The following is a 25,149-nucleotide window of genomic DNA, read 5'->3' as shown; positions in this document are numbered from 1 at the left end:
CTTCAGCTTGTCAAAGCCAGCGGCGCGTCCGCTTGCAATAGAATTCGAACTCACAGCCGAATCGCGAGAGGAGATGCATCTCTTCGCAACGGATGACGAGTAATGTCGTCAAGGCAGCCGCCACGGCTGCCATCGCCAGGAACCAGAGATTGCCGATCAGCAGGCCGAGGCCCGCGGTCAGCAAGGTATAGCCGAGATAGGTCGGGTTGCGGGTGAAGCGAAAGGGGCCAGTCGTCACCAGATGCGCCGTACAGCGCTGCGTCAGAACGGTCGTGCGGCGCTCTAGGAGCGTCTTGACGGCCCAAACGTTCAGCGTCACGGCGAAGGTGGTCAGAAGCGCGCCAAACACCCAAGAAACAAGAGCCCAGACAAAGGGCAACGGCAAGGCATGCACCCGCTGCAGATACAGCGCTGCCATTACGGCGAGGCTATAGAGCAGCGGCGGCCACGGAAAACTCAGCGACTTCGAACGATAGGCATTCATAGAATAACCCTGTCATTGCGCTTCATCCGTACATTGTATCGCGATTCGGCTTACACGTTCATCGCTATCTGCTTTGATCGCCCCGGATTCCAATGGTTTGAAAAGATTCTGGGCTTGTAATTTATCGAGTGTGCATTGGCAGAAGCTGCGGCACATGGATTCGCTGCCCGACCGGGTGCAGGAGGCCACGCATTGCCTGATATAGCCGACGGTCGCGTCCTGAGGCGGAGCCGGTGCGACCAGTGACAAAATGTAGACGAGGCCGAACAGCACCGGCTGGTGCAGCAGATAGAAGATCAGACTGTGCCGACCGGCCCGGGCAATGAGATTGCTGCCGGGGCCGAATTTTGCCAACCATTTAAGCCAGCTAAGAGATGTCGCCAATTGCGCCACGCCGAGGCCGAACAGGAATGGCGTCAGCCACGGGAAGAGCGGCACGTAGTCGTTCGAACGCTGCATGTTTTCCGAAAGCCCGATCCACCATAGCCACGGCGCATCGAAGAACGTCGAATGCAGCGACAGCGGCGCGACGACGTTGTCGATCACAATGCCCACCGTGAGCAATACTGCAACCAGAAGCGTCACAAATGCCGGCAAGCGCAGGAACAGGAGGCCGATAAGGCTCGCCGCCGCGATGCTGTGCAGGATGCCGAAGAATATCCACTCCTCGCGCATGCCGATGAAGGTGACGAGAGAGATCGCAGCGGCCGCCGCGACAATCATGCCCAGCCGCCGCCAATAAGACCGCCAGCGAATCTCCGGCGTATTCGCAAGCACGAGGCTGAATCCTGCCAGAAACAGGAAGGTGCTGGCGATCGCGCGGGCATAAAGCTTCAGCCAGCCTGTTTCCGCCGTGCCGGAATCGAGATAGCCGAAGAACTCGAAATCCCAGGTGCAGTGATAGCTTGCCATGGCCAGGAGTGCGACGCCGCGCGCCGTGTCCAGAATGCCGATGCGGGGCGTCTTTTGCGGTGCATCGGCACTCTCGGCGATAGCGACCATTGGCGGGTCCTTCCAGGCATGAACTCAGATCACGAGCGCCGCTTGAGACAGCGCGAGCATGTCATGGCACATCGCTATCCATAATGGCCAGACGGGCATCGGAAAAAAACTGCCGGCGGACCAGCACGATGATGATGAACATGGTCGTGACCATGAAAACGTAAGGGCTCAGAAACCAGCCGAGATAGCCAATTGACAGGAAAATGGCCCGTAGGCCGGAGTTGAAATTCCGGGCCGCGATGATGTTCATGCGGATGACCCGCTCTGCGGCGCGTTCGGCACGCACGGGATCACGAATGGCATCTTCCAGCATCGGCAGGGAGCCGAAGAGAATGGTGCAGTAATTGAATAGGCGATAGGCCCAACCGAACTTGAAGAAGGCATAGCCAAAGAGACAGGCAAGCCCGGCCACCTTGATTTCGAAAGCTGTCCGGCCGCCGTTGAAGATGAAGGGCATGTCGGAGAAGAAGGCATTGATCTTGTCGGTGGCGCCGAGCAACGCAAAGCAGCTGCCGATGGCGAAGATCGAGGTGGAGGCGAAGAAGCCGGTGCCGTTCTGCAGGCCTGAGAGGATCTGTGTGTCGATCATCTTCAGGTCGCGGCGAAGGGAGTTGTAGATCCATTCGCGGCGACGCTCGTTCATTGCCAGCGTCAGGCTTGTACGATTGAAGAAGCTGGCGCTGCTGACGATCCAGTTCAGCGCGACCCAGAGAAGGATGAAGAGGGCGAGGGCGACATAGTCGGCAGTCGTCATAAAGGGAGATTCTCCAGATCAATCCGATGTGGACTGTAGCGCAGCGCGGGCTGCGTGCAATGGCCTTCTGTTTGCTTCCCCGAATGCCTATATGTAATGTCGCTGCCATGAAATCCGATGTCGGCCAATCGCCGTGCAAGCTTGCCCCGATAGCGTAGCCTTGCCGGAAATCGATTTGCCTGGAGGCACCAAAGGTCCATGTTTCTCTCAGTTTTCGATGTGTTCAAGATCGGTGTGGGACCGTCCAGCTCGCACACGATGGGGCCGATGTCGGCCGCGAATCGCTTCCTCGACCTCGTTCTTTCGAACGAATGGCCGCGTCCGTCTTCGAATGTGCATGTCGAGTCGATCAAGGTCAGCCTGCATGGCTCGCTCGCCCACACGGGCATTGGCCACGGCACGGGCAGGGCGGTTATTCTCGGCCTGATGGGCGAGAAGCCTGATAGCGTCGATCCCGATCATATGGATGCCATTATCGACGAAGTGGAGCGCAGCGGGCGCATCACGCCGCCAGGCCATCCGGCCTATCGATTCCAGCCCAAGACAGATCTCATCTTCGACAAGAAGGTGCCGCTGCCCGGTCATGCCAACGGCATGAGCTTCTCCGCCTTCGACAAGGACGAGCGCCTACTGGTCAAGCGCATTTATTATTCCGTCGGCGGCGGCTTCGTCGTCACCGATACAGAATTGGAGCAGATGAAGGCCGACCGGAAAAAGCCTGCCCCAGCCGGCGAGCGTGTTCCGTTCCCCTTCGCCAGTGCCAAGCAGATGCTCGAAATGTCCGAGCGTTCCGGCCTTTCGATTGCGCAGATGAAGCGCGCCAATGAAGAGACGCATATGAGCGCCGAAGAGCTGGATGCCGGCCTCGACCGCATCTGGGCGGCCATGAGCAGCTGCATCGATCGTGGCCTCAAGGTCGATGGCATCATGCCTGGTGGCCTGAAGGTGCGCCGGCGTGCGCGTGCCATCCATGATAAATTGCAGGAAGAATGGCGCAGCAACCGCATCAATCCGCTGCTCGCCAATGACTGGCTCAGCGTCTACGCCATGGCCGTCAATGAAGAGAATGCGGCCGGCGGCCGCGTGGTCACCGCGCCGACCAACGGAGCGGCCGGCGTCATTCCGGCAACGATCCGCTATTATCAGCATTTCCACGAGGATTGGGATCAGGACGGCATTCGCAACTATCTTCTGACCGCCGCCGCCGTCGGCGGCATCATCAAGCACAACGCCTCGATCTCAGGCGCCGAAGTCGGCTGTCAGGGCGAGGTGGGCTCGGCGGCCGCGATGGCGGCTGCGGGACTTGCCGCTGTCATGGGGGCGACGCCGGAGCAGATCGAGAATGCCGCGGAAATCGCGCTTGAACATCACCTCGGCATGACCTGCGACCCAATCGCCGGCCTGGTGCAGGTGCCTTGCATCGAGCGTAACGCGCTTGGTGCGGTCAAGGCGGTCACTGCCGCTTCGCTTGCGATCAAGGGCGACGGCCAGCATTTCGTACCACTCGACGCCTGCATCGAAACCATGCGCCAGACGGGTCACGACATGAGCGAGAAATACAAGGAAACTTCGACTGGCGGCCTCGCCGTCAATGTCGTGGAATGCTGATGTGGCCCAAGGTCGAAGCCCGATCTTGGGAGTAGATCATTTGCTTATAGGCGTGGTGAGGGGGATGCCGGCCACGCGGCTTCCCAAAAGCATGGTTTGCAATTGCTCGATTTGAGCGCTGCTCGGCCCATTATTGGTGTCGCTTACTCTGTGAACCAGGACCGTCGCTAAGTCCGGAAACACCATGAGATATTGGTTTCCCATGCCGGATGCCCAGTAGAATGGCTTGTCTTTGACAACTTCGCCGTCGGATGCGGTTAGCGGCTGCAATGCGTATCGCCCGATCCACCAGCTATAGCCGAAACCTGCACCTCGCTCGAGATCCGTATAAGGCGCGATGCTTCTGCTGATCCATTCCGCCGGAATGATTTGCGCATCGCGCCATCGGCCGTCATTCGCCAGAAGCACGCCCAGGCGCGCCAGGTCACGCGCGGACATTCTGATCTTATAGGCAGGATGTATCGATTGAGGAATCGTCTTGAAATAGAAGTGTTCCGGCCGCAAATCCTGCATCTGAAGCGGGATCGCAATACGACGGAAAAAATCCTCGGCAATTGGAACGCCGCTCAGTTGCTGGAGGATGACGCCCAGGACATTGAAGCTCCAATTGTTGTAAAACCATTGCTCTCCGGCAGCATGGATACCTCGTGGAGGCAAAAGGGCCGGGTCCTGGTCGGCGGCGGCATGATAAACACCCGACCTCGACATCAGAAGATCAGCGATCGTCGCCTGCTTCTCTTTCGGTGTCAGCGCCGGTTCGCAATCATCGATATCCAGTTCGGCCAGAGTCATTGCCAAATCGATCGTGCCCTCGATCTCGTGCGTGCCAATCAATGCGCTCAACAGGCTTTTGCGCATGGAGGCGATGCCGGTCACGTCGGCAATCTTACCCCACGAGCTCATAATCAAGCCATCTTGCACGATCATGATCGCGGACGATCCGATCGACTGCGCATAACGGTAGGCGTTCGCGAGAGCAGTGCTGGACCAGCCGAACCGGCCGGGATCATCCACTGTTGTCCACTCATTGGCCGGGTAATCCGATGCACCGCCCATAATCGCCTCCGAGAATCACCTCTTGCGCTTTCAGGTGATGTTACCCACTCTGTGGATGTCCGCAGTGAAAAGCTTGACGCTGCCGGTCAAAAGGACTTCAACGGCATTATGGCTTTGCATCTCATTAAATTGTGCGTGGGCGCGGATTCGCTGGATGATCTGCGCGAATGGGTTTCCGAGCGAGCAATGAACGCCATTGCTGCTGGGCTCGAGCCGCATACAACCCACACGACGCGCATGGTGCCGAAACGGGTAGACGAGCTGTTGGACGGCGGTTCGCTTTATTGGGTGATCAAAGGGCAGGTGCAGGCGCGGCAGAAATTGCTTGGCATCGAAACCTTCACCGACGCGGACGGCATTCAGCGCTGCCGGCTTATTCTCGACCCGAGCGTTGTCGAGACGACAGGGCAGCCGAAGCGGCCATTTCAGGGCTGGCGGTATCTGCCGCAGGACGACGTGCCGCGCGATCTCGACAGTCTCGGCGCGGCAGCCGAATTGCCCGCCGATCTACGGCGGGAACTTTCCGAACTCGGATTGCTTTAACGCAGTCGCATCATGATCGGCGCACGGCCGGTCGGGGCGGTGATGTGCAGATGAATATGCGCTTCCGGCTGCGAATAACGCCAGGCGCGTGCGCCATGGCAAAGCAGGATGCCGATCAGGTCTTTCGTCTTGTTGCGCGAACGCGAACGGCTGAGACCTAGGTCCGCTAGCCGCATCGCCGCCTCATGCAGCGGATGAAGAGCAAAGCCCTTCGGTTTCATCTTGCCCCCGCCGTCGAGCGAGAAACCGGGAAAGTTCTCGTTCATTGCCATTTCAAAACCCCGTACACGTTACAAACTCAGGGCCGGCCCGTTTGACATTCGGAACCGGAAGATCGGGCGAAACAAAAGGCCCGACCAATCTTCAGATCATGAGGCGCGAAAACACCGGCCACATTCCTATTCCGTGCTCGCCCAGCACTTGACGCCGGCTCGCTTGAGCGCCTTGCAGGCATTCACCGCTTCACTCTGATCTTCGAAACCACCAAAACGGGCGCGGTAACCGCCATCGAAGGCGACTGTATAGGGCTTTGCCGAACGCAGCGCCTTGCCACCCTTGGTCTTAGCCGTATCAAGCAGGTCGGTTGCGCCATCCTTACTGGAGGAAATGCCGATCTGCACGACCCAGCCAGTCGGCCCGCGCTCGGCTTTGGTTGCTTTTGCAACCTTCTCTGTCTTTTCGGTCCGCTGCAGCTTTGCGAGCTTCGTATCGCTCTTGGAGGTTGATGCAGTCGTTACGGTATCGATCTCATCCTCATCGGCATTGTCCGACGATCCGGCGGAGGCCGTTTCGTCATAGGCTGGCCGCTTCACGGACTCCGGTTTCGCCGAAAGCAGTGGATTGGAGGAGGAAGATTGCCGCGTTACCGCTGCGAAGGCCGCCGCACTGGAAGGATTGGAATCGGCGACTTCGGTCGTCCCGTCATTCTTGATCTTTGCGCGGCTGATATCTGCCATGCGTGCGCTGGCTGCCTGCACATTGGGCGTTACGGCCGGGACCTGTGCGATCACATTGGAATCAATATGCTTTGTCGATGCCTTAGGCAGATAGTCAGCGATCAGCTTGCGCATCTGGTTGTCACGAGCCGGCGTCGAAGCGCCGCCAAGGACGACACCGACGATGGAGCGACCATCGACTTTCACGGAGGTTGCGAGATTATAGCCGGCGGCACGCGTGTAACCGGTCTTGATGCCGTCGACGCCACGCACGGAGCCCACAAGGCGATTGTGACCGAGGATCGTGCGATTGCCCAGCCGGAAGCTCGTTTCGGAGAAGAAACCGTAATATTCCGGGAAATGCTCGCGCAAGGCGATGCCAAGGCGGGCCTGATCGCGCGCCGTCGTCATCTGCGCTGTGTTCGGCAGGCCGTTCGGGTTACGATAGGTCGTGCGCGTCATGCCGAGTGCCCGCGCCTTGTCGTTCATCATCCGGGCAAAGCCTTCCTCCGAACCGCCAAGCATTTCGCCAAGCGCCATTGCGGCGTCATTGGCAGACTTCGTGACGATGCCGAGAATCGCCTCGCGAACAGTCACGGAGCGGCCGGCGCCAATACCGAGCTTGGTGGGAGCCTGTGCTGCAGCGTTCTTCGAAAACACGACGGGGGTATCGAGGGTGATGCGGCCAGCTTCGAGTGCTTCGAAGGTCAGATAGACCGTCATCATCTTGGTCAGCGAGGCCGGATAGTGCAGCGTGTCGGCGTTTTCACTGTAGAGAACATTGCCGGTATTGGCATCGATGACGATGCCCGCATATTTCGGACCGGCCGCGCTCGCGTCAATGACAGTCACCGCGACCGTCGCCGTTGCGATCGAAAAACCAAGAAGCGCTCTCGCCAGAATCTTACCGGTTTGAGACGACGAAACGGAAAGAATGGATCTGGACACTAAATCACTCTCTGCTTGCATTTACATACTCGATTATCCGGCCGCCGCCTCCATGAACGGCCATTCCGTTCGACAGTAGAGGCTTAGCGTTACCAATCGGTTTATGATGAACAGTTGGTTTCATGTTTCTGCGCCATTTTAGCGGCCGCCCACAGCTGTCGTCGCAGGTACGGCATTATCCACAAGACGCGTTTTGACGAAGTTCTGGACGGCCGCATCCATGGCGCGCCAGTCACCCAGCTGATTGCTGGAAAAGCGGTAGAGAACGCTCAAATCCTTACCGACCTTGATGTCTCTCTGGCAATCGCCGCTGGTTGCCAGCGTGGGCGAGGAGGGCAGGAGACAGCGCACGACGTAATCGGTCTCGTCAGGCCGCGGCGCCGTCAGAAGGATTTCGTCGTTGTAGCCGGCATCCGCACGAAGCCGATGTGCGGTCAGGCCGAAGGGGCCGGCATAGGCCGCCCCATCCATCAGTTGCGAATAGATCGGACCGAGCCGGCCGGACATGTCATGGGACATCGTGCTCTGGCTGATTTGCAGGAAGATCAGTGAGGACGATTGCGAGATATCGTCGAAACGCATGCGATCGGCTTCGCTATAGCCCTGCATCTGCGGCCAGGTCAGATAGAGATCGACACGTTCGGCCATACCGTCCGAACGCTCGCTCGGAAAGCGAATGGTGTTTGCAGCCAGACGCATTGTGTCGTCGCCGATCGTGACAGAGATGAGCTTGGTATCCGTCGTATGCCCTGCCAGCGAAATTTTCTCACCAAGCCAGTGTCCACCAACGGATATGGCTACGGTCAAGGCTGCCAGAACGGCGACACCGGCCGTGAGCCGATAGACAAAGCCGCTCGATATCAGCGGTCTTTCTTCGATCATTGCGGCGGATGACAGAGGAGGAGCCATACTCTTGCCTTCATTTCCTTCCGCTCAGGTCGCCATCATCGACGGCAAAGCCTCGCGGCGCCTGACTTTTTTGAGTCTCGTTGGAAATGATGATTGGCGCCACGATGGTTAACCGACGGTTAAATATGTGTCGCAAGCCATGCTAATGGCGCACTTAAATTCTCCGGGTATTTTCAGCCTTAGCTTTAGGCCCACTCATTAAACGAAAAAGAGCCGTTCCCTGGGACAGTGGGAACGGCTCAGAGGCACCGGCCTGGACAGAAATCAGGGGACGAGACCGGGCCTCTGACTTTGACCATCGACGCTAGGTCGCCGATGATCCTGTGTGAAGAACGCTTATTTCAAGCTGCCGACTGCGACGGCGCGGCCATCCTGGATCTTGACCCAGCGAGCCGGGTGGTCGGCGGACTGGCGCTTGAGGAAGGTATACTCGGTTTCGGACCAGAGCTTCACCTTGTTGCGCATGTTATCGAGAATGAAATCGCCGCGATCCGTGCGGACGGTCAAAACGGCATGGCCTTCACCGTTCGGCTGCAGCACGACGGTCATGAGCAGATCGGAAGGCGAGAAGCCGGCATCGATGAGCTGCTTGCGCTTCAGGAGCGCGAAATCCTCGCAGTCACCGGCGGTGGTCGGGATCGCCCACTTTTCCTCAACGCCGTAAAGCTCCATATCGGTCATCGGCTTGATGGTGGTATTGACCGTGTAATTGACCTTCAGGATCGTCTTCCAGCTATCCTCATTGAGGATCATCGGCCCTGCATCGCCACCGGAATAGGTGCATTCCCGCGGATTTTCCTTGCAGAATTCGTAATGGCCGATCGGAGGAGCAGCGTCGCCTGTTATCGTCATATTGGCGGGTGCCGCCTGAGCCGCACCGAAGAAGCCAAGAGCGGAAAGCGCCAGAGCGGCAAGGCCGCGAAGTGCGATTTGAAAGTTCATGTCCCTGTCCCTGTTTTATTGGGATCAGAATGACACGCGTGATTTTATCTGACGCAAAATTGCGCAGTTAAATTAATGGTTTAGTTGAATCAAATCTGGAGAAAATTCTCATAAAACACGCAGAAAACTTGATTCAAGTTTGCGGCAAATTCGATTAAAATTTGAGGAATTTTGGTATGAAGTGCAGCAAAGCGAGAGTTTGATATCCGGCTGTTTCGGAACGGTTTTCAACAATGAGGATCGTTAACGTCCGGGTGCAGATTTGGGCAGCAACCGTGTTGTATTGATACAGAGCCCACCTTGCGATAGGCCTGCCGAGTGCCGGAAATGACCGCAAGAACCTCGATCTGTCCCATTTTGGGAAAGCCGGCTCAAAAAATATTTTTGATTTTTATTGTCGGCCGTTGGGGCGAAGCCCGTCGGTTGTGCGAATGATCGCGGCAGCCATCTCCGCGACGGCCGGCGAGTGGGCCGCGTTCGCAACGATCACCAGTTCCGCCTCTGGCCATGCTTGCGACAATTCCCAGGCGGTTACCAGCGGCGCCTCGAGATCCATACGGCCCTGAATCATCGTGCAGGGGATACCGGCGAGCCGATGGATGTCGCGCAGGATCTGCCGTTCCTCGAGCCAGCCCAGATGGTGGAAGTAGTGGGTGATGATCCGGGCACGGGCCGTCAGATAGCGAGCATCGGACCACCGAGATGGGAGGGTCTCGCGCGGATCGATCAGGATCGAGGCGCCCTCCCATTCGTGCCAGTCTCTTGCAGCTCTCACGTGGATTGCGGGATCTGGGTTAAGCAGGAGGCGATAATAGGCAGCGACGAGATCACCGTCGCGATCCTCTTCGGGCACGGCAGCGCGAAAGCGTGCCCATTGCTCCGGAAAGAACCGGCCAAGACCTTCATAGAGCCAATCGATTTCCGATTGTCTCGTCATGGTAATGCCGACGAGGAGCAAGCTTTCCACCCGTTGCGCATGGGTTTCGGCATAGACGAGCGCAAGCGTGCAGCCCCAGGAATTGCCGAATACGATCCAGCTTTCAACGCCGAGACGCAACCGCAATTGCTCGATATCGGCAATCGTATGCCATGTGGTGTTGGCCGAGAGATCGATCGCCGGTTCCGACGCATGCGGAAGGCTGTCACCGCAGCCGCGCTGGTCGAACTGAATGATTCGATAGTAATGCGGGTCAAAATAACGTCGCGTTCCGGCCGAACTTCCTGAACCCGGACCGCCGTGCAGGATAAGGACAGGCCTGCCTTTGCGGTTGCCTGATTGCGTCCAATGAATCCGCTGGCCGTCACCGACCTCAAGCAGGCCTTCGTCAAAAGGAATTGTGTCCGGGTAAAGCATTTGCCGTCACGCGTTGAGAAGAAGACAGGCATCGCTGTTTCGCGACGCCGCGTGACAGGAGGATGACAATATCAGAGAAATTCGCGCAAGGTCTCGCGCGACTGCAGCGAAAGGAATTCGATCGCCACGCCCTCCATGAAATGGCGAACGACGCGGCCACGCATATTGCCGAGGCGCACCGGCGTCCCGATCGTGGGGCGTATTTCGACATCGACCGCGGCACCCGAGAGCGAGAGGTCCATGATGCGGCAGACATATTGCGTACCGTCGTCGAGCGTAAGCTCGCAGCGGGTGTTGCGCGGCGTCAGGCGATCATGGCGGCGATCTTCCGGCAGGCCGAGTTCGTGCTTGTTGGCAAGCCAGGTCAATTGGGCGGCAAGCTTTTCGCGTTTCCGCTCGGTCGCATTGATCGACATGGTGAAACCGCGGCCATCGACGGCAACGACATTGCCTTCAACGCGGCCAAGGTGATCGATATAGGCGACAACGCGCTCGTCGGCGCGCGGACGTCCCAGGCAGGTGACATGAAGGTCGCCCGGCGACATCTCGGTGACCAGGCACTCGAACTCCTCGTAATTAGCCAGCATCAGGCGACCCTGCATATTGATCGGAACCCGTTGAAAGGTCCGCTGATCATTGCGAACAGCATTGCCTGTCATTTGGTTGGGCCGCGTCGCATGGGCCGGTTGGAATGAGTGCATGAAGCGTCTTGAACCCTATTGCGTCTCTTCCAACTATTAGCCGCAACTCCTTAAAGTAAGGTTGTCTTTCCCAAGGCATGGCTTAGAGATGATCGTCGATTTTGTTCCGAGCTGGGTCAATTCCAGCTCTCTCGCGCCCATTTTTTGCTTGAATTAACTTTCGGCGCATCCATTCGCCCAGGCTGGTGCTTCGCTGATGCGGCAGAAGATCTGTCGGATCGGGATGCGGCGGCGCATTCACGAGCCGGACGGGGCGGTCGCGAAGCAGGCGGCTGCGGTCCAGCGCCAGAAATTCCAGGCGCTCATTGCCGAGCCATGTCGTGTAAACGGTGGGCGTGAGGCAGCCGAGCAGTCTGTCGCAAGTGTCGCTCGATGTTCGAACCGGCAGCAATATCAGCTCGAAGGTCATGCTGCGGCCACTGATGCAATATCCCGTTGCATGGATCGATGCGGGAACCACGTGCCTCATCACGCCGGCGGCGATGTGCACCGGATCGTCCTGCTGGCTGCCAGCCCAGAGCGCCGCGAAATTCTCGCCGCGAATCTCGCGCCCCATGAGGTTGCAGATCGCCGTACCGGCCAGACGGAAGCGGGGATTGTCGTCGGCCGTGTTTTCCAGGATGAACAGCTCGGGAAGAATATGTCCGATCGCCGATGGCTGTATCAAATTGCGCAAGGGCGCATCAGCGTTGCCGCGTATATGCTCCCAATAGGTAAATATATCGATGCTCGTCTTCTGGCGCATAATGCGTCCGTGTCCCATTTCATTTCAAATACAAAGGCATTCATTACCCTCGACTCCACCGTTGCGAATTCCATGCCAGAACCGGGCCATTAGGGTTAACAAGGGGTTTCGCTTGCTCCGCCCGATGGTCGGTGTAAGGCTTTGTTCATAACTTCACCAAGTGACCTTCAGCACGAATTTCCCGGGCGCCGGATGGACCAGCGTGGTCCAAGCCGGAGAGGAGCATCCCGGCGCGCCGCCCCATACTGCGGGCGGCTTTTTTTTTGATTTTTGCTGCGGTATGTGTCGAAGACCTCTATTGATAAGCCGAGCAAGACATGGACGATGAACAGCTGCCGCGCCCAGAGCCGGAAAATCCGCGGCCGCAGCAGCATGTGCCCGCCTTCAATCTGCCTCCCGCGATTCTGGCGAGTCTTCCTGTTCTGATCGTCATCTTCGCGGTCATGAACCTGCCCTCGTGGTCGGACGATACGTTGAACTGGATTTATTTCACCTTCAGCTTCATCCCGGCCCGTTATGCCTTCCCCTTGTCGCAGCAGGGGCTGGAATGGCTTTGGACGCCGGTCACCTATTCGCTACTGCATGGCGGGATCGAGCATATCGTCTTCAACAGTCTCTGGCTGATGGTCTTTGCCGCGCCCGTGGCGCGACGCATCGGCGCGCTGCGCTATGTGATTTTCTGGATTTTTTCGTCCGCCGCTTCCGCCTTCCTGCATGCAGCGCTTTATTGGGGAGACCAGACGCTTTTGATCGGTGCATCCGGAGTCGTCTCGGCGCTGATGGGGGCAGCTTGCCGCTTTGCGTTTCCGGCCATGGACGGTCGCAGAGTTTCCATGCGGCAGGCGCATCTCAATCCGCGACTCAGCATCTTGGAGTCGCTTCGAAGCCGTACCGTCGTCGCCTATATCGTCATGTGGGTCGCCGGTAATGCACTCGTCGCCTTCGGCATCAATCTTGCGGGCGACAGCTCGCAGCCGGTGGCCTGGGATGCTCATATTGGCGGATTCCTGTTCGGATTCCTGCTTTTTGCACCCTTCGACCGGCAGCCGCCCGTGGAAGCTCAGGAAGCTTTACCACTCGATGAATGAGCTGTTGCTTTCTGACTGACACAGGCGCACCATTGCTATCCGTCGATCGTTGGATGAGGAGATCGACCGACCGACGGGCGAGGCGCCGGTTTGAGCTCCGGGGGTAATTTCGGAACATATCGGACGCTTCAGGTGTTCATCATGCTTTCGAGATGGGAGGATCGAATGTCAGTTTCCGTAAAGGCCATACTTGAAGCCAAGGGCCGCGACGTCGTGACGACGGGCGGTAATACGACCGTTGCCGAGGCCGCGAAGATTCTCAATGAGAATCGCATCGGCGCCATCGTGGTCGTCGGACCGGGCGGCAAGATTTCCGGTATCTTCACCGAACGGGATGTGGTCAATGCCGTTGCCAAGCAGGGGCAGGAATGCCTCGACAAGCCGATCGCATCGATGATGACGGCCAAGGTGCATCGCTGCAAGGAAGATACGACGACCGACGAATTGATGGAACTGATGACGATGCGCCGCTTCCGTCACGTTCCCGTTGAGGAGAAAGGCAAGCTTTCCGGCATCATCTCCATCGGCGACGTCGTCAAATGGCGCATCCGTGAGATCGAACTCGAGGCCGAGCAGATCAAGGCCTATATCGCCGGGTAAGAAGCGGTTCGGCGTGACCGAAGCAATCGGCGCGGTGGATCGCCTGCGGTAAGCAACGGCCTGAATTCCCAGCAAAGCGCCGATTGCGTTTTTCAAGGCTTAACGCGCGTAGGCTTCCTGCATGCGCCGGATCTCGGTCAATCTTGCCGATGCTTCCTCATAGCCGCGTTCTATTGCTTCGCCAGCACGATGAAATTCCGAAAGGCCGATATCGCTGAGGCGCGGATGCAACGCCAGATCGGGCGGATCGCCGGCAAGGCGCGCACGCGCAATTCTGTCCTGTATTATGTTGAAAGCCTGCACCATGACACCCGTCATGCCAAGTTTCATGGCGGGCGCATCCTCGCGGCGCAGCAGATCGCCGTTGGGCGAGCCGACATTGTGCTTGACCACCGCGGACCGGCCATAGAGATCGTAGTGCAGGTTTACCGCAACCACCAACGTCTGTTCATAAGTTCGGCAGACCGAAACCGGCACCGGATTGACCAGGGCGCCATCGACCAGCGTGCGACCGTTGGAGCGCACCGGCTCGAAGATGCCGGGCAGGGCATATGATGCTCTGAGTGCAGTGATGAGAGAGCCGTTGGCAATCCAAACTTCATGGCCTGTGTTCAACTCCGACGCGACGGCGACGAAGGGACGGTCGAGATCCTCGATAGAAAATCCTTCCAGATGTTCCTGCATGCGCTTAGTGAGCCGCATGCCGCCGAACAATCCGCTTCCGCCGATGGTGAGGTCGAGCAGGCTGGCGATGCGCCGCATGGTCAGCGAACGCGCGAAGGCCTCAAGTTCGTCAAGCTTGCCCGCAAGATAACAGCCACCGACGAGGGCGCCGATCGATGTGCCGGCAATCATGCCGACCGCAATGCCGGCTTCGTCGAGTGCACGCAAAACACCGATATGCGCCCAGCCACGCGCAGCACCACCGCCAAGCGCCAAGGCAATCTTTACTTTTTTTGGAGGGGCGGGAGGGAGAAGCGGGGTAGACGTATCCTGCGTAAGGCCTGAACCGGTCGAGCTCTGTCCGCCGATGTGACGATTCAACCCCCAATTCAGCATTTTTACGCCTCCTCCGAGGCTCCGTGTGCCTCGGCTAAAATACTGTCCCTTTTTCGTTTCCAAATCGTATACTGGTTGTGGCCTGTTGAAACACCATCACCGATAGGTCTACTGTTTGTAGACTTCTTCCGGATTGAAATGCAGGTGATCGTCGACCACGCTCAGCACCGGCTTCCCATCTTCGAGCTCAACTGTTCGGTAGAAGCAGGAACGGTGGCCAGTATGGCACGTCGCATCATGTCCGGCGACCTCCACTTTCAGCCAGATTGCATCCTGATCGCAATCCGTTCGGATTTCCTTCACCGTCTGAAGGTTTCCGGAGGTTTCACCTTTTTTCCAGATCTTACCGCGCGAGCGGCTGAAATAATGCGCCGTGCCGGTCTTGATCGTCAGCGCGAGCGCCTCGGCATTCATGTGCGCGACCATCAGCAATTCGCCATCATGCGCATCCGTCACGATCGCGGTGATCAGGCCGCGATCGTCGAAACGGGGCGTGAAATCGCCTGCATCCTCCAACTCGGATTTATCTTCGGAAGGAGCATTGAAAATCAGGTTCATTTCCGGCTCTTTCGTTGAAGCCCGGTCAGCGACCCCGGACCAAGGACATGAAACGAGCCTGCTCGGCCGGATCGGCCTTGAAGGCACCCGTGAAGGTCATCGTCAGCGTCGAGGAACCCTGCTTCTTTATGCCGCGCATGGACATGCACATATGTTCGGCGTCGATCATCACGGCGACGCCGCGCGGACGCAGGGACTCGTCGATCGCATTGGCGATCTGGGCCGTCATGGCTTCCTGCGTCTGCAGTCGGCGCGCAAAAATATCGACGACACGGGCGATTTTCGACAGGCCGAGGACACGACCGCTCGGCAGATAGGCGACGTGCGCCTTGCCGATGATCGGCACCATATGATGTTCGCAATGCGAATAGAACGGGACGTCCCGCTCAAGAACGATATCGTCGTAGCCCGAGACTTCTTCAAAAGTGCGGCCGAGCACATCCTCGGGATTCAGCTCGTAGCCGCCGAACAGCTCGCGATAGGCCTTTGCAACGCGCGCAGGCGTATCGAGCAGGCCTTCGCGACGCGGATCATCGCCGGCCCAGCGAAGGAGAACGCGGATTGCGTCTTCAGCTTCCTGCTGCGACGGGCGTTCGAAATCAGTGACTTGCGGAAAGTTCTTTACAATGGCGTCCATTACCTGTGGTTCTCCTGATCCGCTGTGCGGATATCATCTTGTCGGACTCGCCACTGGCATTCCCCGAGGTACGGAGATTTTGTACCTTTGGCGGGCTCCGGGGCGTTCTGGCTGGCGGACAAGCCTGCCGTCCTGCACGGTTTCCCATCAAACTTACAGAAGACCATTGCATTTCGATGGTCTTCGAACGACATACATATAGTATGGCATTGTCCCTGTGAAAGTGTCCTAAACGGACACGCTGTGTTTTTTGTTACGAAACACGAACAGGTGCATCGGAGCAAAATCTGTGATGGACGACATCTACAACAGCAAAATCCTAGAGTTTGCCGGCAATATCGGCCGCATCGGCAGTCTTCCTGACGCCGATGCCAGTGCCCAGGCCCATTCCAGATTGTGCGGTTCTCGCGTAAAAATCTGGCTGAAAATGGACGGCGATGTGGTGACCGATTTTGCCCATGACGTCAAGGCCTGTGCGCTCGGCCAGGCGTCATCTTCGATCATGGCGCGCCATGTGGTCGGCGCTACTGCAGACGAAGTACGCAAGGCCCGCGAGGATATGCTCGCCATGCTCAAGGCCGACGGCGAAGGGCCTGACGGGCGTTTCGAAGACATGCGCTATCTGAAGCCGGTCAGGGATTACAAGGCCCGTCACGCTTCGACCATGCTGACATTCGATGCCGTTGTCGACGCGATCGGGCAGATCGAGGCGGCGCGTCAAGGTGAAATTATCGAGGCTCTATCGTGATTACTTTTATGTGGAGCAGGTATACCCCTCTCTGTCACTTCGTGACATCTCCCCCACAAGGGGGGAGATTATTGGGAGTACACTGCAACCTACTAAAAGTACTACCAGGTATAGGGAGGTAGCCGCTCGTGTGCTATCTCTGTTCAATACAGGATGATGAGGATGAAGGTGGAGCTGCGGCAGGCTCCAAACGAATCTCCCCCCTTGTGGGGGAGATGTCACGAAGTGACAGAGGGGGGTACGCGGCACGGCAGATCGGCCGGAACTATTCCGGACCTTTCCGCAAAACACCGGACCGGCTCCTCGGCATGAGCCTCATTCGCCTTTATCAACTGACGCTTTCAGGCTTCATCGGCAACTCCTGCCGCCACATCCCGACCTGCTCGGAATATGGCTATGAGGCGATAGCGCGCCATGGGCTTTGGGCGGGTGGCTGGATGACGCTATTTCGTGTGGCGCGCTGCGGACCGGGAGGGACGAGCGGGCTCGATCCAGTGCCCAGCGAGCTGGAGCGCCGCTATCATTGGTGGACGCCCTGGCGCTATTTCCGCCTTGGGCAAAAGGCCGCCTGACCGTTGGCAGTCTATGTCGCGCTGCTCTACAGCATAGTCCTTGGCCCAGGCCGCAGAGTTATCATGTCCGATCTCAAGGCCATGGCGGAGAGTTTGGGCTTTCGCAACGCCCGAACGCTTGTTGCGACCGGCAATCTTGTTTTCGAAGCCGAGCCGCAGCCAATCGCATCGGTCGAGGCACAGCTTGAGGCAGGTTTTGCTACGGCTTTCGGCAAGCATGTCGATATCATCGTCCGCGATGCCGATAGATGGCTGAGGCTCGCCGACGGCAATCCCTTTCTCGACGGGATCGGCAGCGAGGTCATCGTTCGGGTGATGCGGCAGCCACTCGAACCCGAAATTCTCGATGTGCTTGCGAAATACCGGCAGGACGAGCGCATGGCCGTTGTTGATGGCGATTTATGGATCGATTTCGGCCTCAAGGCCAGCGAGACGAAAATGCTACCGGCTTTGACGACAAAACGGCTCGGCATCGGAACGATGCGAAACTGGAACACCGTGCGCGGTTTGGCCGAGATGATCGGCCGCTAACGCGGCTTTTCCTTTACTAGAATGCGAAATACAGCTATCAGGCGCGCGGACATAAGTAAGCATTTACTTAGTCCCTAACTTTTAAAACCACCCGCATTCGTTGGCGGGACTGGACAAGGAGAATATCGATGTCCCAATCCGTTTCCCTGACATTTCCCGATGGTTCCGTGCGCAGCTTTGCTGCCGGCACGACCGGTCGCGATGTCGCCGAATCCATTTCCAAGTCGCTGGCCAAGAAGGCTGTCGCCATTGCGCTCGACGGCACGGTCCGCGACCTTTCCGATCCGGTGACCGACGGCAGGATCGAGATCATTACCCGCTCGGACGACCGCGCGCTGGAACTGATCCGCCATGACACTGCTCACGTTCTCGCCGAAGCCGTTCAGGAGCTCTGGCCGGGAACGCAGGTGACGATCGGTCCGGTCATCGAAAACGGCTTCTACTACGACTTCGCCAAGAACGAGCCCTTCACACCCGATGACCTCCCGGTCATCGAGAAGCGGATGCGCGAGATCATCCAGCGCAACAAGCCGTTCACCAAGGAAATATGGTCGCGCGAGAAGGCGAGGGAAGTCTTTGCCGCCAAGGGCGAGCGCTACAAGGTGGAACTGGTCGATGCCATCCCCGAAGGTCAGGATCTGAAGATCTATTACCAGGGCGATTGGTTCGACCTCTGCCGAGGTCCGCACATGGCCTCGACCGGCCAGATCGGCAATGCTTTCAAACTGATGAAGGTTGCCGGCGCTTACTGGCGAGGCGACAGCAACAATCCGATGCTGACCCGCATTTACGGCACCGCGTTTGCCGAGCAGGCGGATCTCGACAATTATCTGCACATTCTTGCCGAAGCCGAAAAGCGCGATCACCGCCGTCTCGGCCGCGAAATGGACCTGTTCCATTTCCAGGAAGAAGGCCCTGGCGTCGTCTTCTGGCACGGCAAGGGCTGGCGCATGTTCCAGACGCTGGTGTCCTATATGCGCCGGCGGCTGCAGGGCGATTATCAGGAAGTCAACGCGCCGCAGGTGCTCGACAAGTCGCTTTGGGAGACCTCGGGTCACTGGGGCTGGTACCGTGACAACATGTTCAAGGTCACCGTCGCCGGCGACGATACCGATGACGATCGCGTCTTTGCGTTGAAGCCGATGAACTGCCCCGGCCATATCCAGATCTTCAAGCATGGCTTGAAGTCTTACCGCGAACTGCCGATCCGCCTTGCGGAATTCGGTGCGGTCCATCGCTACGAACCCTCGGGTGCGCTGCATGGTTTGATGCGCGTGCGCGGCTTCACGCAGGACGATGCGCATATCTTCTGCACTGACGAGCAGATGGCGGCCGAGTGCCTGAAGATCAACGATCTCATCCTGTCGGTCTATGAGGACTTCGGCTTCAAGGAGATCGTCGTCAAGCTTTCGACCCGCCCCGACAAGCGCGTCGGTTCGGATGAGCTCTGGGACCGCGCCGAAAGCGTGATGATGGACGTGCTGAAAACGATCGAGGCGCAGTCCGAAGGCCGCATCAAGACCGGCATTCTGCCGGGCGAGGGCGCTTTCTACGGCCCGAAGTTCGAATATACGCTCAAGGATGCCATCGGCCGTGAATGGCAATGCGGCACGACGCAGGTCGACTTCAACCTGCCGGAGCGCTTCGGCGCGTTCTACATCGACCAGCACTCCGAAAAGACGCAGCCGGTGATGATCCACCGCGCCATCTGCGGCTCGATGGAGCGCTTCCTCGGCATCCTGATCGAGAACTTTGCCGGCCATATGCCGCTCTGGGTCTCGCCGCTGCAGGTCGTCGTGGCGACGATCACCTCGGAAGCCGACGCTTATGGCGAAGAGGTAGCGGAAGCGCTGCGCGACGCCGGCCTCGATGTCGAGACCGACTTCCGCAACGAGAAGATCAACTACAAGATCCGCGAGCATTCGGTGACGAAGGTTCCGGTGATCATCGTCTGCGGCAAGAAGGAAGCCGAAGAGCGTTCGGTCAACATCCGCCGCCTCGGCAGCCAGTCGCAGACCTCGATGTCGCTGGACGAAGCGATCGCATCGCTTTCGCTGGAAGCAACGCCGCCGGACATTCTGCGCAAGCGCGAAGCAAGGCGGGCCAAGGCCGCCTGACGGCCGACCGATATCTGGCGGCACCTTCAGGGTGCCGTCAGAGAACTGACATACGACTTTCATATAATTGATGAATCAAAGCGTTGCTGTGGCTGCAGCATGTGACGCAACTGAGACCATAGGAGCGGGGCAGCCCCGTCGCGCACTTGGAATTCAAAGAATTATCCTACGCCAACGAACGGGACACGCGGATCAAGCGCTGGTTCATCCGCTCCATCGAAGGCCTTTCCGGCCGAGACCGTTATGCCCGGCTCTACGATATCTGGCGCACCGATATCGTCGGCAAGAGCGAGCGGGTTTTCGGCAAGATGCTCGATCTCATCGATGTGCGCCTGCTCATCAAAGGCGAATGGCCGCCGAACCAGATCCCCGAGGCGCCGATCGTCATCGTCGCCAATCACCCCTACGGCATCGGCGACGGCATTGCGGTGCTGGCGCTTGCCGAGCAACTGGGGCGGCCCTTCAAGGTTCTGATCAATAACGAATTGCTGAAGGTGCCTGAGATGCACGACTATTCGCTGCCGGTCTCCTTCGAGGAGACCAAGGAAGCGATGGCGATCAATATGAAGACCCGGCATGAGGCTGTTCGCCTCTTAAAGGAAGGCACAACGATCATCGTCTTTCCTGCCGGTGGCGTTGCAACCGCCAAGAAGGGTTTCGGCCGGGCAGAGGATCTGCCTTGGAAGATATTCCCGGCAAAACTCATCCAGGCCGCGCGTGCGAGCGTCATTCCCATCTATTTCGAAGGACAGAACGGCAGGCTGTTCCATCTGGCGAGCCGCATCTCGATGACCTTGCGCATCTCGCTGCTGATCCGTGAATTCCGGCGTCTCTCCGGCAGCACCATAACAGCGCATATCGGTGCTCCCAGGAGCTGGGAGGCCCTCAGCGAGGGCAGTGACCGCAAGGACCTGCTGACGAAGCTTTATGGAGCGGTCTTCTCCATGGCACCCCCTAGAAAGATGCTGCGGCGTAAGGCCGGATGAGCGGAAAGGGTTTCGAGCTTCTCATCACCGAACGGTGACTGCACTGATAGCGCCAGCCGGCGATCAAACCCGGGGCTCCGCTGTCAATCCATGCTATCGCCGTCGTCGCCACCAGCGGCAGGCGCCAATTGTTCATAGGTGGGCAGCGGTTGCTGGTTGGTCGTGGCCGGCGGCGTCTGGCTCTGGCGCATCGGCGGCATCTGGATCGGCAGCTGTCGGGCCGACTGTTCGGTATCGGCATCCTGCGGCTGCTGCTGCTTCATCAGCACTTCCACATCCGTATTCATGCCGGCGGCGACCGTGAAATCGCGCTGATAGATCTTGTCCTTGTTGCGGGCGACTGCTGTATAGCGGCCTTCCGCAAGCACCATGGTCGGGAACGCACTGACGCTTTCCCCGACGATATCGCCCGCTGCTGTCAGGATCGACCAGGCCGTATCGGCGATCGCCTCGCCGCCGGCATCCGAAACCAGCTTGAACGTGAGCTTTGCCGCCCTGTGTTGAATGGTCGCCTCGGTCACCTTGCCGGCTTCCACCTGAATGTCGGCACGGATGACGGCATTGACCTCGCCATATTCGGAAACGACGTGATAGGTGCCGGCACTGAGGCCGACCAGCGTATTCGGCTTGACGTCGTCCATGACAAGACCGCGTTCGCCGTCTTCCTTGGTCTCGCTCGAATAGATCGAGAAACTCAGCTCATTTGGAGGGATACGGACATCGGGGCCGGATACGGCATTCAAGACCATGCCGCCGGCGTCGAGAACCATCGTCTGCTTCTGGGTCTCGCCGCTTTCAGGCACGCTCAACCGCTTGGTGACACCGGCGCGGCCGAAAGAGACATTGACGAAGTAATCGCCCGGCAAAAGGTGAAAGGAGGCCGAGCCTCCGCGCGAGCTGGCAACCAGCGGCAGTTTGCCGTCTGCTCCCGCTATCGGGCTGAAGACGTACCAGGCAAGGCCCTGCTGCTGCGGGCCGCTCTGGGGCGTGAGTTTGGCTTCGAGGGAAACGTCGCGCAATGTGCGCGCAGACGAATTCTCGCCATTCGGGGCCACGAAAGCATTGAGCTTCGGCATCTTGACGCTGCCGTCGAGCTGCTTGAATTCCTTGAAGGCATCCTGTGCCGAGGCGGCGGTACTCATGCTCGCAAGCATTGCGAAAGCCGCGCTCAATCGGCGAGCGGATGAAATGCCTGACATGGATACCAACCGATTGACTTCCGATAAAACACACGCCACTTCAAAACCAATGCGGTGGCAAATTCAAGACCTCATCATACCACAAGCCAAAATGAAGGCAGTTCCTCAATGAAAACCGATATCAAGCTGGTCGACTATCTCGCGGTGCGGCGATCCATCCCTGCGTTCCAGATGTCGGAGCCGGGACCGGACAAGGCTGAGATCGAGGAGATTCTCCGGTTGGCCTCGCGTGTGCCGGACCACGGCAAGCTCGCACCGTGGCGCTTTATCGTCTATCGCGGCGAGGAACGCGCTCGCATCGGTGAAGAGCTATTGAAGCTTGCACTGGAAGCTAAGCCTGACCTATCGGAGGAGATGATTCAGGTCGAACGCACTCGTTTCACCCGTGCCCCTGTGGTCATCGCCGTCGTCAGCAAGGCGGCGCCGCATTTTAAGATCCCGGAATGGGAACAGCTGATGTCGGCCGGCGCGCTTTGCATGAACCTGCTGATTGCGGCCAATGCCCATGGCTGGGTCTCCAACTGGCTGACCGAATGGTTTGCCTTTGACGAGCGCGCCTATCCGTTGCTCGGTGTCCAGCCTGGCGAAAAGGTCGCCGGCTTCATCCATATCGGTTCGACAAGCTTTCCGCCGGTCGAACGCCCACGCCCGGAATTATCGGAAACGGTGACCTGGATCGGCGGCGAGGACGCGTGATGTTCTATAAGACAGATACCAATCGTCACGGTTTGGCGCATGATCCTTTCAAGGCAATCGTCGCGCCGCGGCCGATCGGCTGGATCGGCAGCAAGGGGAGGGACAGTTCCCTGAATCTCTCGCCCTATTCCTTTTTCAATGCCGTCAGCGATCGGCCGAAGCTGGTGATGTTTTCTTCCGCCGGTCGAAAGGACAGCGTGCGCAATGTCGAGGAAACCGGCGTCTTTACGGCCAACCTCGTCAGTCGCCATATCGTGGAGAAGATGAATCATTCTTCCGTTGCCGTTCCCTATGGCGTCAATGAATTCGAACTTGCCGGACTAACCGCAAAACCTGGCGAGCTGATCGATGCCCCCTATGTTGCCGAGGCCTTTGCCGTGCTCGAATGCCGGGTAACTGAAATCCTGCAGCCCAAGGGTCTCAATGGCGAGGTATCGGAAAATATCATGGTCATCGGCCAGGTGGTCGGCATCCATATCGACGAGACGATCATTCGCGACGGCAGGCTGGACATGGCGCTGGCGCGTCCCGTCGCGCGCATGGGCTACATGGATTATAGCGAGGGCAGTGACGTCTTCGAGATGATCAGGCCAAAGGCGCCCTGATGGGCGCCACTCGTGCCGATAGGTGAAAGGTTAATAAGCAAGGTAAACGTCCCGTAAACCTTTGCCCGATAACGTGAAGCATATGAATTTGCGGGGCAAGAATCGCCTCGTTGATATCGGGGCGTTACGTGATCATAGAAGCATTCCTTCGCTGGGCTGAGACCGCCAAGGCAGAAAGCAGGACCCGAGCGGCCAATGCGCTCGGCAGGGCCTATCTGCAGTCGGAGATGCCGAAGGACGAGCGCGCGGCTGCCGAGATGGCAATGACCTATCTGCTCGACGACCCGTCTCCCCGCGTGCGGCTGGCGCTTGCTGAGGCGGTCGCGCATTCGGCCACCGCCCCGCGGAACGTCATCCTGTCTTTAGCCGAGGATCAGCCTGAAATCGCCGGGCAGATCATCCTATTTTCGCCCGTGTTCACCGATGCCGACCTCGTCGATCTCGCATTGCGGGGTAGCGATGTGACGCGGGTGTTGATCGCGTCTCGCGGCGAGGTGCCACGTGCGGTCTGCGCTGCACTTGCCGAGATCGGCGGCGAGGCTGAAATTCTGTGTCTGCTCGAGAACGATGGTGCCTTGCTTTCGCAGGCCTCGCTCAAACGCATCGCCGAGCGAATGGGTGACTGCGCCGACATACGCGGACTGCTTCTTTCACGAGACATCTTGTCCTCAGATATCAGGCACCTGCTGATGCGCCAGGTCAGCAACGCGCTTTTGGAATCGCCCCTCGTCCAGAGTTTTATCGACAGATCCAGACTACAGCAGGTAACGCGTGAAGCGACCGAATCCGCAACCGTCACGATCGCGGGAACGGCACAGCACGAGCAATTGCCCGATTTGGTCGAGCATCTCAGGCAGGGCGGCTGGCTGACGCCGGCGTTCCTGATGCATGCGCTATGTTCCGGCAAGGTCGATTTCTTTGCCTGCGCGATCACCAATCTTTCCGGATGCGATGAACGGCGCGTGCGCTCGATCGTTTCCAGGGGGCGCGCCCATGCCCTGCGGGCGCTTTACGAAAGCGCCGGACTGCCTCGGGATATCAGCACGATCTTCGTCGAGGCGACGATGATATGGCGCGAATCCTCCCGCAAGAACGGCAGTGCGATGCTGGAAGATGTGTCTTCGCGATTGATGCGCAAGTTCCGCCTTGCGAAGCCAGCCCCCGCCGCGGCAACGCAGTTGCTCGACATCGTCGAGAAGCTTGCCAATGTCGACAAGCGGCAGACCGCGCGGAGCTTTGCCGCACTGGCGACGCTCGCCGCCGCGTGATACCCAGCGGGCATTCTATCTCTCAGAGGTTCATCTTGTCACTGACGATTGCTATCGAATCCCCGCGTCAGGAGGGGGTTATCCGCCTTCTCGACATGTCGAGCGCCTATGCGGAATCGCTCTATCCGGCGGAGAGCAACCATATGCTCGATCTGTCTTCGCTGGAGAAGGCCGAGGTGACCTTCTGGGTTGCCGGGGTAGAGGGCGCGATCGTCGGATGTTGCGCCTTGGTGGAAGCCGGCGACGGTACAGCGGAGATCAAGCGCATGTTCGTCGATCCGATCGCCAGAGGCCGCAGTGTCGCGCGCAAGCTCATGGAGACGCTCGAAGCGGCGGCGCTCGAAAAAGGCCTTTCCGCGGTGCGGCTTGAAACCGGCATATATCAGCCGGAAGCGATCGGCCTATACCGGAAATTCGGATATCTCGAAATTCCCCCATTCGGCAGCTATCAGCCCGACCCGCTCAGTCTGTTCATGGAAAAACGGCTGGAACAAACCAGCTGAG

General features: G+C 58.5%; 28 protein-coding genes. 13 read left to right on the top strand and 15 right to left on the bottom strand.

Features of this window, described 5'->3' with window-relative positions:
• Window positions 1-10: 10 nt before the first annotated feature.
• The 3 genes from JJQ51_RS22760 to JJQ51_RS22750 form a co-directional block, all read right to left on the bottom strand.
• Window positions 11-484 carry a methyltransferase family protein gene (locus JJQ51_RS22760; protein WP_113355702.1) on the bottom strand — a complete coding sequence of 158 codons (474 nt, stop codon included), beginning with the start codon at window positions 482-484 and terminating at the stop codon, window positions 11-13.
• Window positions 485-496: 12 nt separating this feature from the next.
• Window positions 497-1,486, bottom strand: a complete 990-nt coding sequence (locus JJQ51_RS22755; RefSeq protein WP_113355701.1) for a heparan-alpha-glucosaminide N-acetyltransferase — start codon at window positions 1,484-1,486, stop codon at window positions 497-499.
• Between the two features lie 61 nt (window positions 1,487-1,547).
• Window positions 1,548-2,240 (bottom strand): DUF599 domain-containing protein, encoded by a 693-nt coding sequence (locus JJQ51_RS22750; protein ID WP_069612246.1) that lies wholly within the window; start codon window positions 2,238-2,240, stop codon window positions 1,548-1,550.
• Between the two features lie 198 nt (window positions 2,241-2,438).
• Here JJQ51_RS22750 and JJQ51_RS22745 point away from each other — a divergent pair, with 198 nt between their 5' ends.
• Window positions 2,439-3,848, top strand: a complete 1,410-nt coding sequence (locus tag JJQ51_RS22745; RefSeq protein ID WP_069612245.1) for an L-serine ammonia-lyase — start codon at window positions 2,439-2,441, stop codon at window positions 3,846-3,848.
• A gap of 36 nt (window positions 3,849-3,884) precedes the next feature.
• Here the strand turns inward: JJQ51_RS22745 and JJQ51_RS22740 are convergent, their stop codons facing one another.
• Window positions 3,885-4,904, bottom strand: a complete 1,020-nt coding sequence (locus JJQ51_RS22740; RefSeq protein WP_113355700.1) for a serine hydrolase domain-containing protein — start codon at window positions 4,902-4,904, stop codon at window positions 3,885-3,887.
• A gap of 108 nt (window positions 4,905-5,012) precedes the next feature.
• Here JJQ51_RS22740 and JJQ51_RS22735 point away from each other — a divergent pair, with 108 nt between their 5' ends.
• On the top strand, window positions 5,013-5,447 hold the full coding sequence (locus tag JJQ51_RS22735) for a DUF1489 family protein (protein ID WP_092715857.1): 435 nt from the start codon (window positions 5,013-5,015) through the stop codon (window positions 5,445-5,447).
• Here JJQ51_RS22735 and JJQ51_RS22730 read toward each other — a convergent pair.
• The 7 genes from JJQ51_RS22730 to JJQ51_RS22700 all read right to left on the bottom strand — a co-directional run bounded on the left by JJQ51_RS22730 (window position 5,444) and on the right by JJQ51_RS22700 (window position 11,981).
• Window positions 5,444-5,719, bottom strand: a complete 276-nt coding sequence (locus JJQ51_RS22730) for a hypothetical protein (RefSeq protein ID WP_069612243.1) — start codon at window positions 5,717-5,719, stop codon at window positions 5,444-5,446. The genes JJQ51_RS22735 and JJQ51_RS22730 overlap by 4 nt on opposite strands.
• Window positions 5,720-5,845: 126 nt before the next feature.
• On the bottom strand, window positions 5,846-7,351 hold the full coding sequence (locus tag JJQ51_RS22725; protein ID WP_152096119.1) for a D-alanyl-D-alanine carboxypeptidase: 1,506 nt from the start codon (window positions 7,349-7,351) through the stop codon (window positions 5,846-5,848).
• Window positions 7,352-7,468: 117 nt separating this feature from the next.
• Window positions 7,469-8,239, bottom strand: coding sequence for a hypothetical protein (locus JJQ51_RS22720; protein WP_113333844.1), 771 nt, complete (start codon window positions 8,237-8,239; stop codon window positions 7,469-7,471).
• Window positions 8,240-8,575: 336 nt separating this feature from the next.
• Window positions 8,576-9,181 (bottom strand): transglutaminase-like cysteine peptidase, encoded by a 606-nt coding sequence (locus JJQ51_RS22715; protein WP_145317356.1) that lies wholly within the window; start codon window positions 9,179-9,181, stop codon window positions 8,576-8,578.
• 391 nt (window positions 9,182-9,572) lie between these two features.
• Complete coding sequence (gene pip / locus JJQ51_RS22710) at window positions 9,573-10,535, bottom strand: prolyl aminopeptidase (protein WP_269245349.1); 963 nt, start codon at window positions 10,533-10,535, stop codon at window positions 9,573-9,575.
• 71 nt (window positions 10,536-10,606) lie between these two features.
• Window positions 10,607-11,236: a PilZ domain-containing protein gene (locus tag JJQ51_RS22705; RefSeq protein WP_095434944.1), complete on the bottom strand. Its 630-nt coding sequence runs from the start codon at window positions 11,234-11,236 to the stop codon at window positions 10,607-10,609.
• A gap of 82 nt (window positions 11,237-11,318) precedes the next feature.
• Window positions 11,319-11,981: a PAS domain-containing protein gene (locus JJQ51_RS22700; RefSeq protein ID WP_233788708.1), complete on the bottom strand. Its 663-nt coding sequence runs from the start codon at window positions 11,979-11,981 to the stop codon at window positions 11,319-11,321.
• A gap of 317 nt (window positions 11,982-12,298) precedes the next feature.
• On the opposite strand from JJQ51_RS22700, the gene JJQ51_RS22695 reads away from it, so the two are divergent.
• On the top strand, window positions 12,299-13,069 hold the full coding sequence (locus JJQ51_RS22695) for a rhomboid family intramembrane serine protease (protein WP_269245348.1): 771 nt from the start codon (window positions 12,299-12,301) through the stop codon (window positions 13,067-13,069).
• A gap of 165 nt (window positions 13,070-13,234) precedes the next feature.
• Window positions 13,235-13,669, top strand: a complete 435-nt coding sequence (locus JJQ51_RS22690; RefSeq protein WP_015339966.1) for a CBS domain-containing protein — start codon at window positions 13,235-13,237, stop codon at window positions 13,667-13,669.
• Between the two features lie 99 nt (window positions 13,670-13,768).
• On the opposite strand, the gene JJQ51_RS22685 is transcribed toward JJQ51_RS22690, so the two are convergent.
• The 3 genes from JJQ51_RS22685 to folE form a co-directional block, all read right to left on the bottom strand.
• On the bottom strand, window positions 13,769-14,728 hold the full coding sequence (locus JJQ51_RS22685) for a patatin-like phospholipase family protein (RefSeq protein ID WP_145317366.1): 960 nt from the start codon (window positions 14,726-14,728) through the stop codon (window positions 13,769-13,771).
• A gap of 108 nt (window positions 14,729-14,836) precedes the next feature.
• Window positions 14,837-15,286, bottom strand: coding sequence for a phosphoribosyl-AMP cyclohydrolase (gene hisI / locus JJQ51_RS22680; RefSeq protein WP_269245347.1), 450 nt, complete (start codon window positions 15,284-15,286; stop codon window positions 14,837-14,839).
• A 25-nt stretch (window positions 15,287-15,311) separates the two neighbouring features.
• Window positions 15,312-15,923, bottom strand: a complete 612-nt coding sequence (folE, locus tag JJQ51_RS22675) for a GTP cyclohydrolase I FolE (protein ID WP_069612233.1) — start codon at window positions 15,921-15,923, stop codon at window positions 15,312-15,314.
• A 292-nt stretch (window positions 15,924-16,215) separates the two neighbouring features.
• On the opposite strand from folE, the gene JJQ51_RS22670 reads away from it, so the two are divergent.
• The 5 genes from JJQ51_RS22670 to JJQ51_RS22650 all read left to right on the top strand — a co-directional run bounded on the left by JJQ51_RS22670 (window position 16,216) and on the right by JJQ51_RS22650 (window position 20,877).
• Window positions 16,216-16,671 carry an iron-sulfur cluster assembly scaffold protein gene (locus JJQ51_RS22670; protein WP_112721280.1) on the top strand — a complete coding sequence of 152 codons (456 nt, stop codon included), beginning with the start codon at window positions 16,216-16,218 and terminating at the stop codon, window positions 16,669-16,671.
• 128 nt (window positions 16,672-16,799) lie between these two features.
• Window positions 16,800-17,243 carry a membrane protein insertion efficiency factor YidD gene (gene yidD / locus JJQ51_RS22665; protein ID WP_113330652.1) on the top strand — a complete coding sequence of 148 codons (444 nt, stop codon included), beginning with the start codon at window positions 16,800-16,802 and terminating at the stop codon, window positions 17,241-17,243.
• 3 nt (window positions 17,244-17,246) lie between these two features.
• Entirely contained in the window at window positions 17,247-17,774 is a 528-nt protein-coding gene (locus JJQ51_RS22660) for a DUF1697 domain-containing protein (RefSeq protein WP_269245346.1), read from the top strand.
• A 128-nt stretch (window positions 17,775-17,902) separates the two neighbouring features.
• On the top strand, window positions 17,903-19,891 hold the full coding sequence (gene thrS / locus JJQ51_RS22655; protein WP_113352500.1) for a threonine--tRNA ligase: 1,989 nt from the start codon (window positions 17,903-17,905) through the stop codon (window positions 19,889-19,891).
• A 146-nt stretch (window positions 19,892-20,037) separates the two neighbouring features.
• Window positions 20,038-20,877, top strand: a complete 840-nt coding sequence (locus JJQ51_RS22650; protein ID WP_069612228.1) for a lysophospholipid acyltransferase family protein — start codon at window positions 20,038-20,040, stop codon at window positions 20,875-20,877.
• An 83-nt stretch (window positions 20,878-20,960) separates the two neighbouring features.
• Here the strand turns inward: JJQ51_RS22650 and JJQ51_RS22645 are convergent, their stop codons facing one another.
• Entirely contained in the window at window positions 20,961-22,031 is a 1,071-nt protein-coding gene (locus JJQ51_RS22645; RefSeq protein ID WP_269245352.1) for a hypothetical protein, read from the bottom strand.
• Between the two features lie 153 nt (window positions 22,032-22,184).
• Between JJQ51_RS22645 and JJQ51_RS22640 the strand changes: the two genes are divergently transcribed.
• The 4 genes from JJQ51_RS22640 to JJQ51_RS22625 all read left to right on the top strand — a co-directional run bounded on the left by JJQ51_RS22640 (window position 22,185) and on the right by JJQ51_RS22625 (window position 25,148).
• Window positions 22,185-22,772 (top strand): nitroreductase family protein, encoded by a 588-nt coding sequence (locus JJQ51_RS22640; protein ID WP_152096120.1) that lies wholly within the window; start codon window positions 22,185-22,187, stop codon window positions 22,770-22,772.
• Window positions 22,772-23,377, top strand: a complete 606-nt coding sequence (locus JJQ51_RS22635) for a flavin reductase family protein (RefSeq protein WP_152096121.1) — start codon at window positions 22,772-22,774, stop codon at window positions 23,375-23,377. Before JJQ51_RS22640 ends, JJQ51_RS22635 begins: the two co-directional genes overlap by 1 nt.
• 113 nt (window positions 23,378-23,490) lie before the next feature.
• Entirely contained in the window at window positions 23,491-24,645 is a 1,155-nt protein-coding gene (locus JJQ51_RS22630) for a DUF2336 domain-containing protein (RefSeq protein ID WP_152096191.1), read from the top strand.
• Window positions 24,646-24,680: 35 nt separating this feature from the next.
• Window positions 24,681-25,148 (top strand): GNAT family N-acetyltransferase, encoded by a 468-nt coding sequence (locus JJQ51_RS22625; RefSeq protein WP_173004627.1) that lies wholly within the window; start codon window positions 24,681-24,683, stop codon window positions 25,146-25,148.
• Window position 25,149: the final 1 nt, after the last annotated feature.

It is taken from the genome of Rhizobium sp. AG207R, from assembly GCF_027109195.1.
In the GTDB taxonomy this organism is placed as follows: Bacteria; Pseudomonadota; Alphaproteobacteria; order Rhizobiales; family Rhizobiaceae; genus Rhizobium; species Rhizobium dioscoreae.
This window is presented reverse-complemented; position numbering and strand designations above follow the sequence as displayed.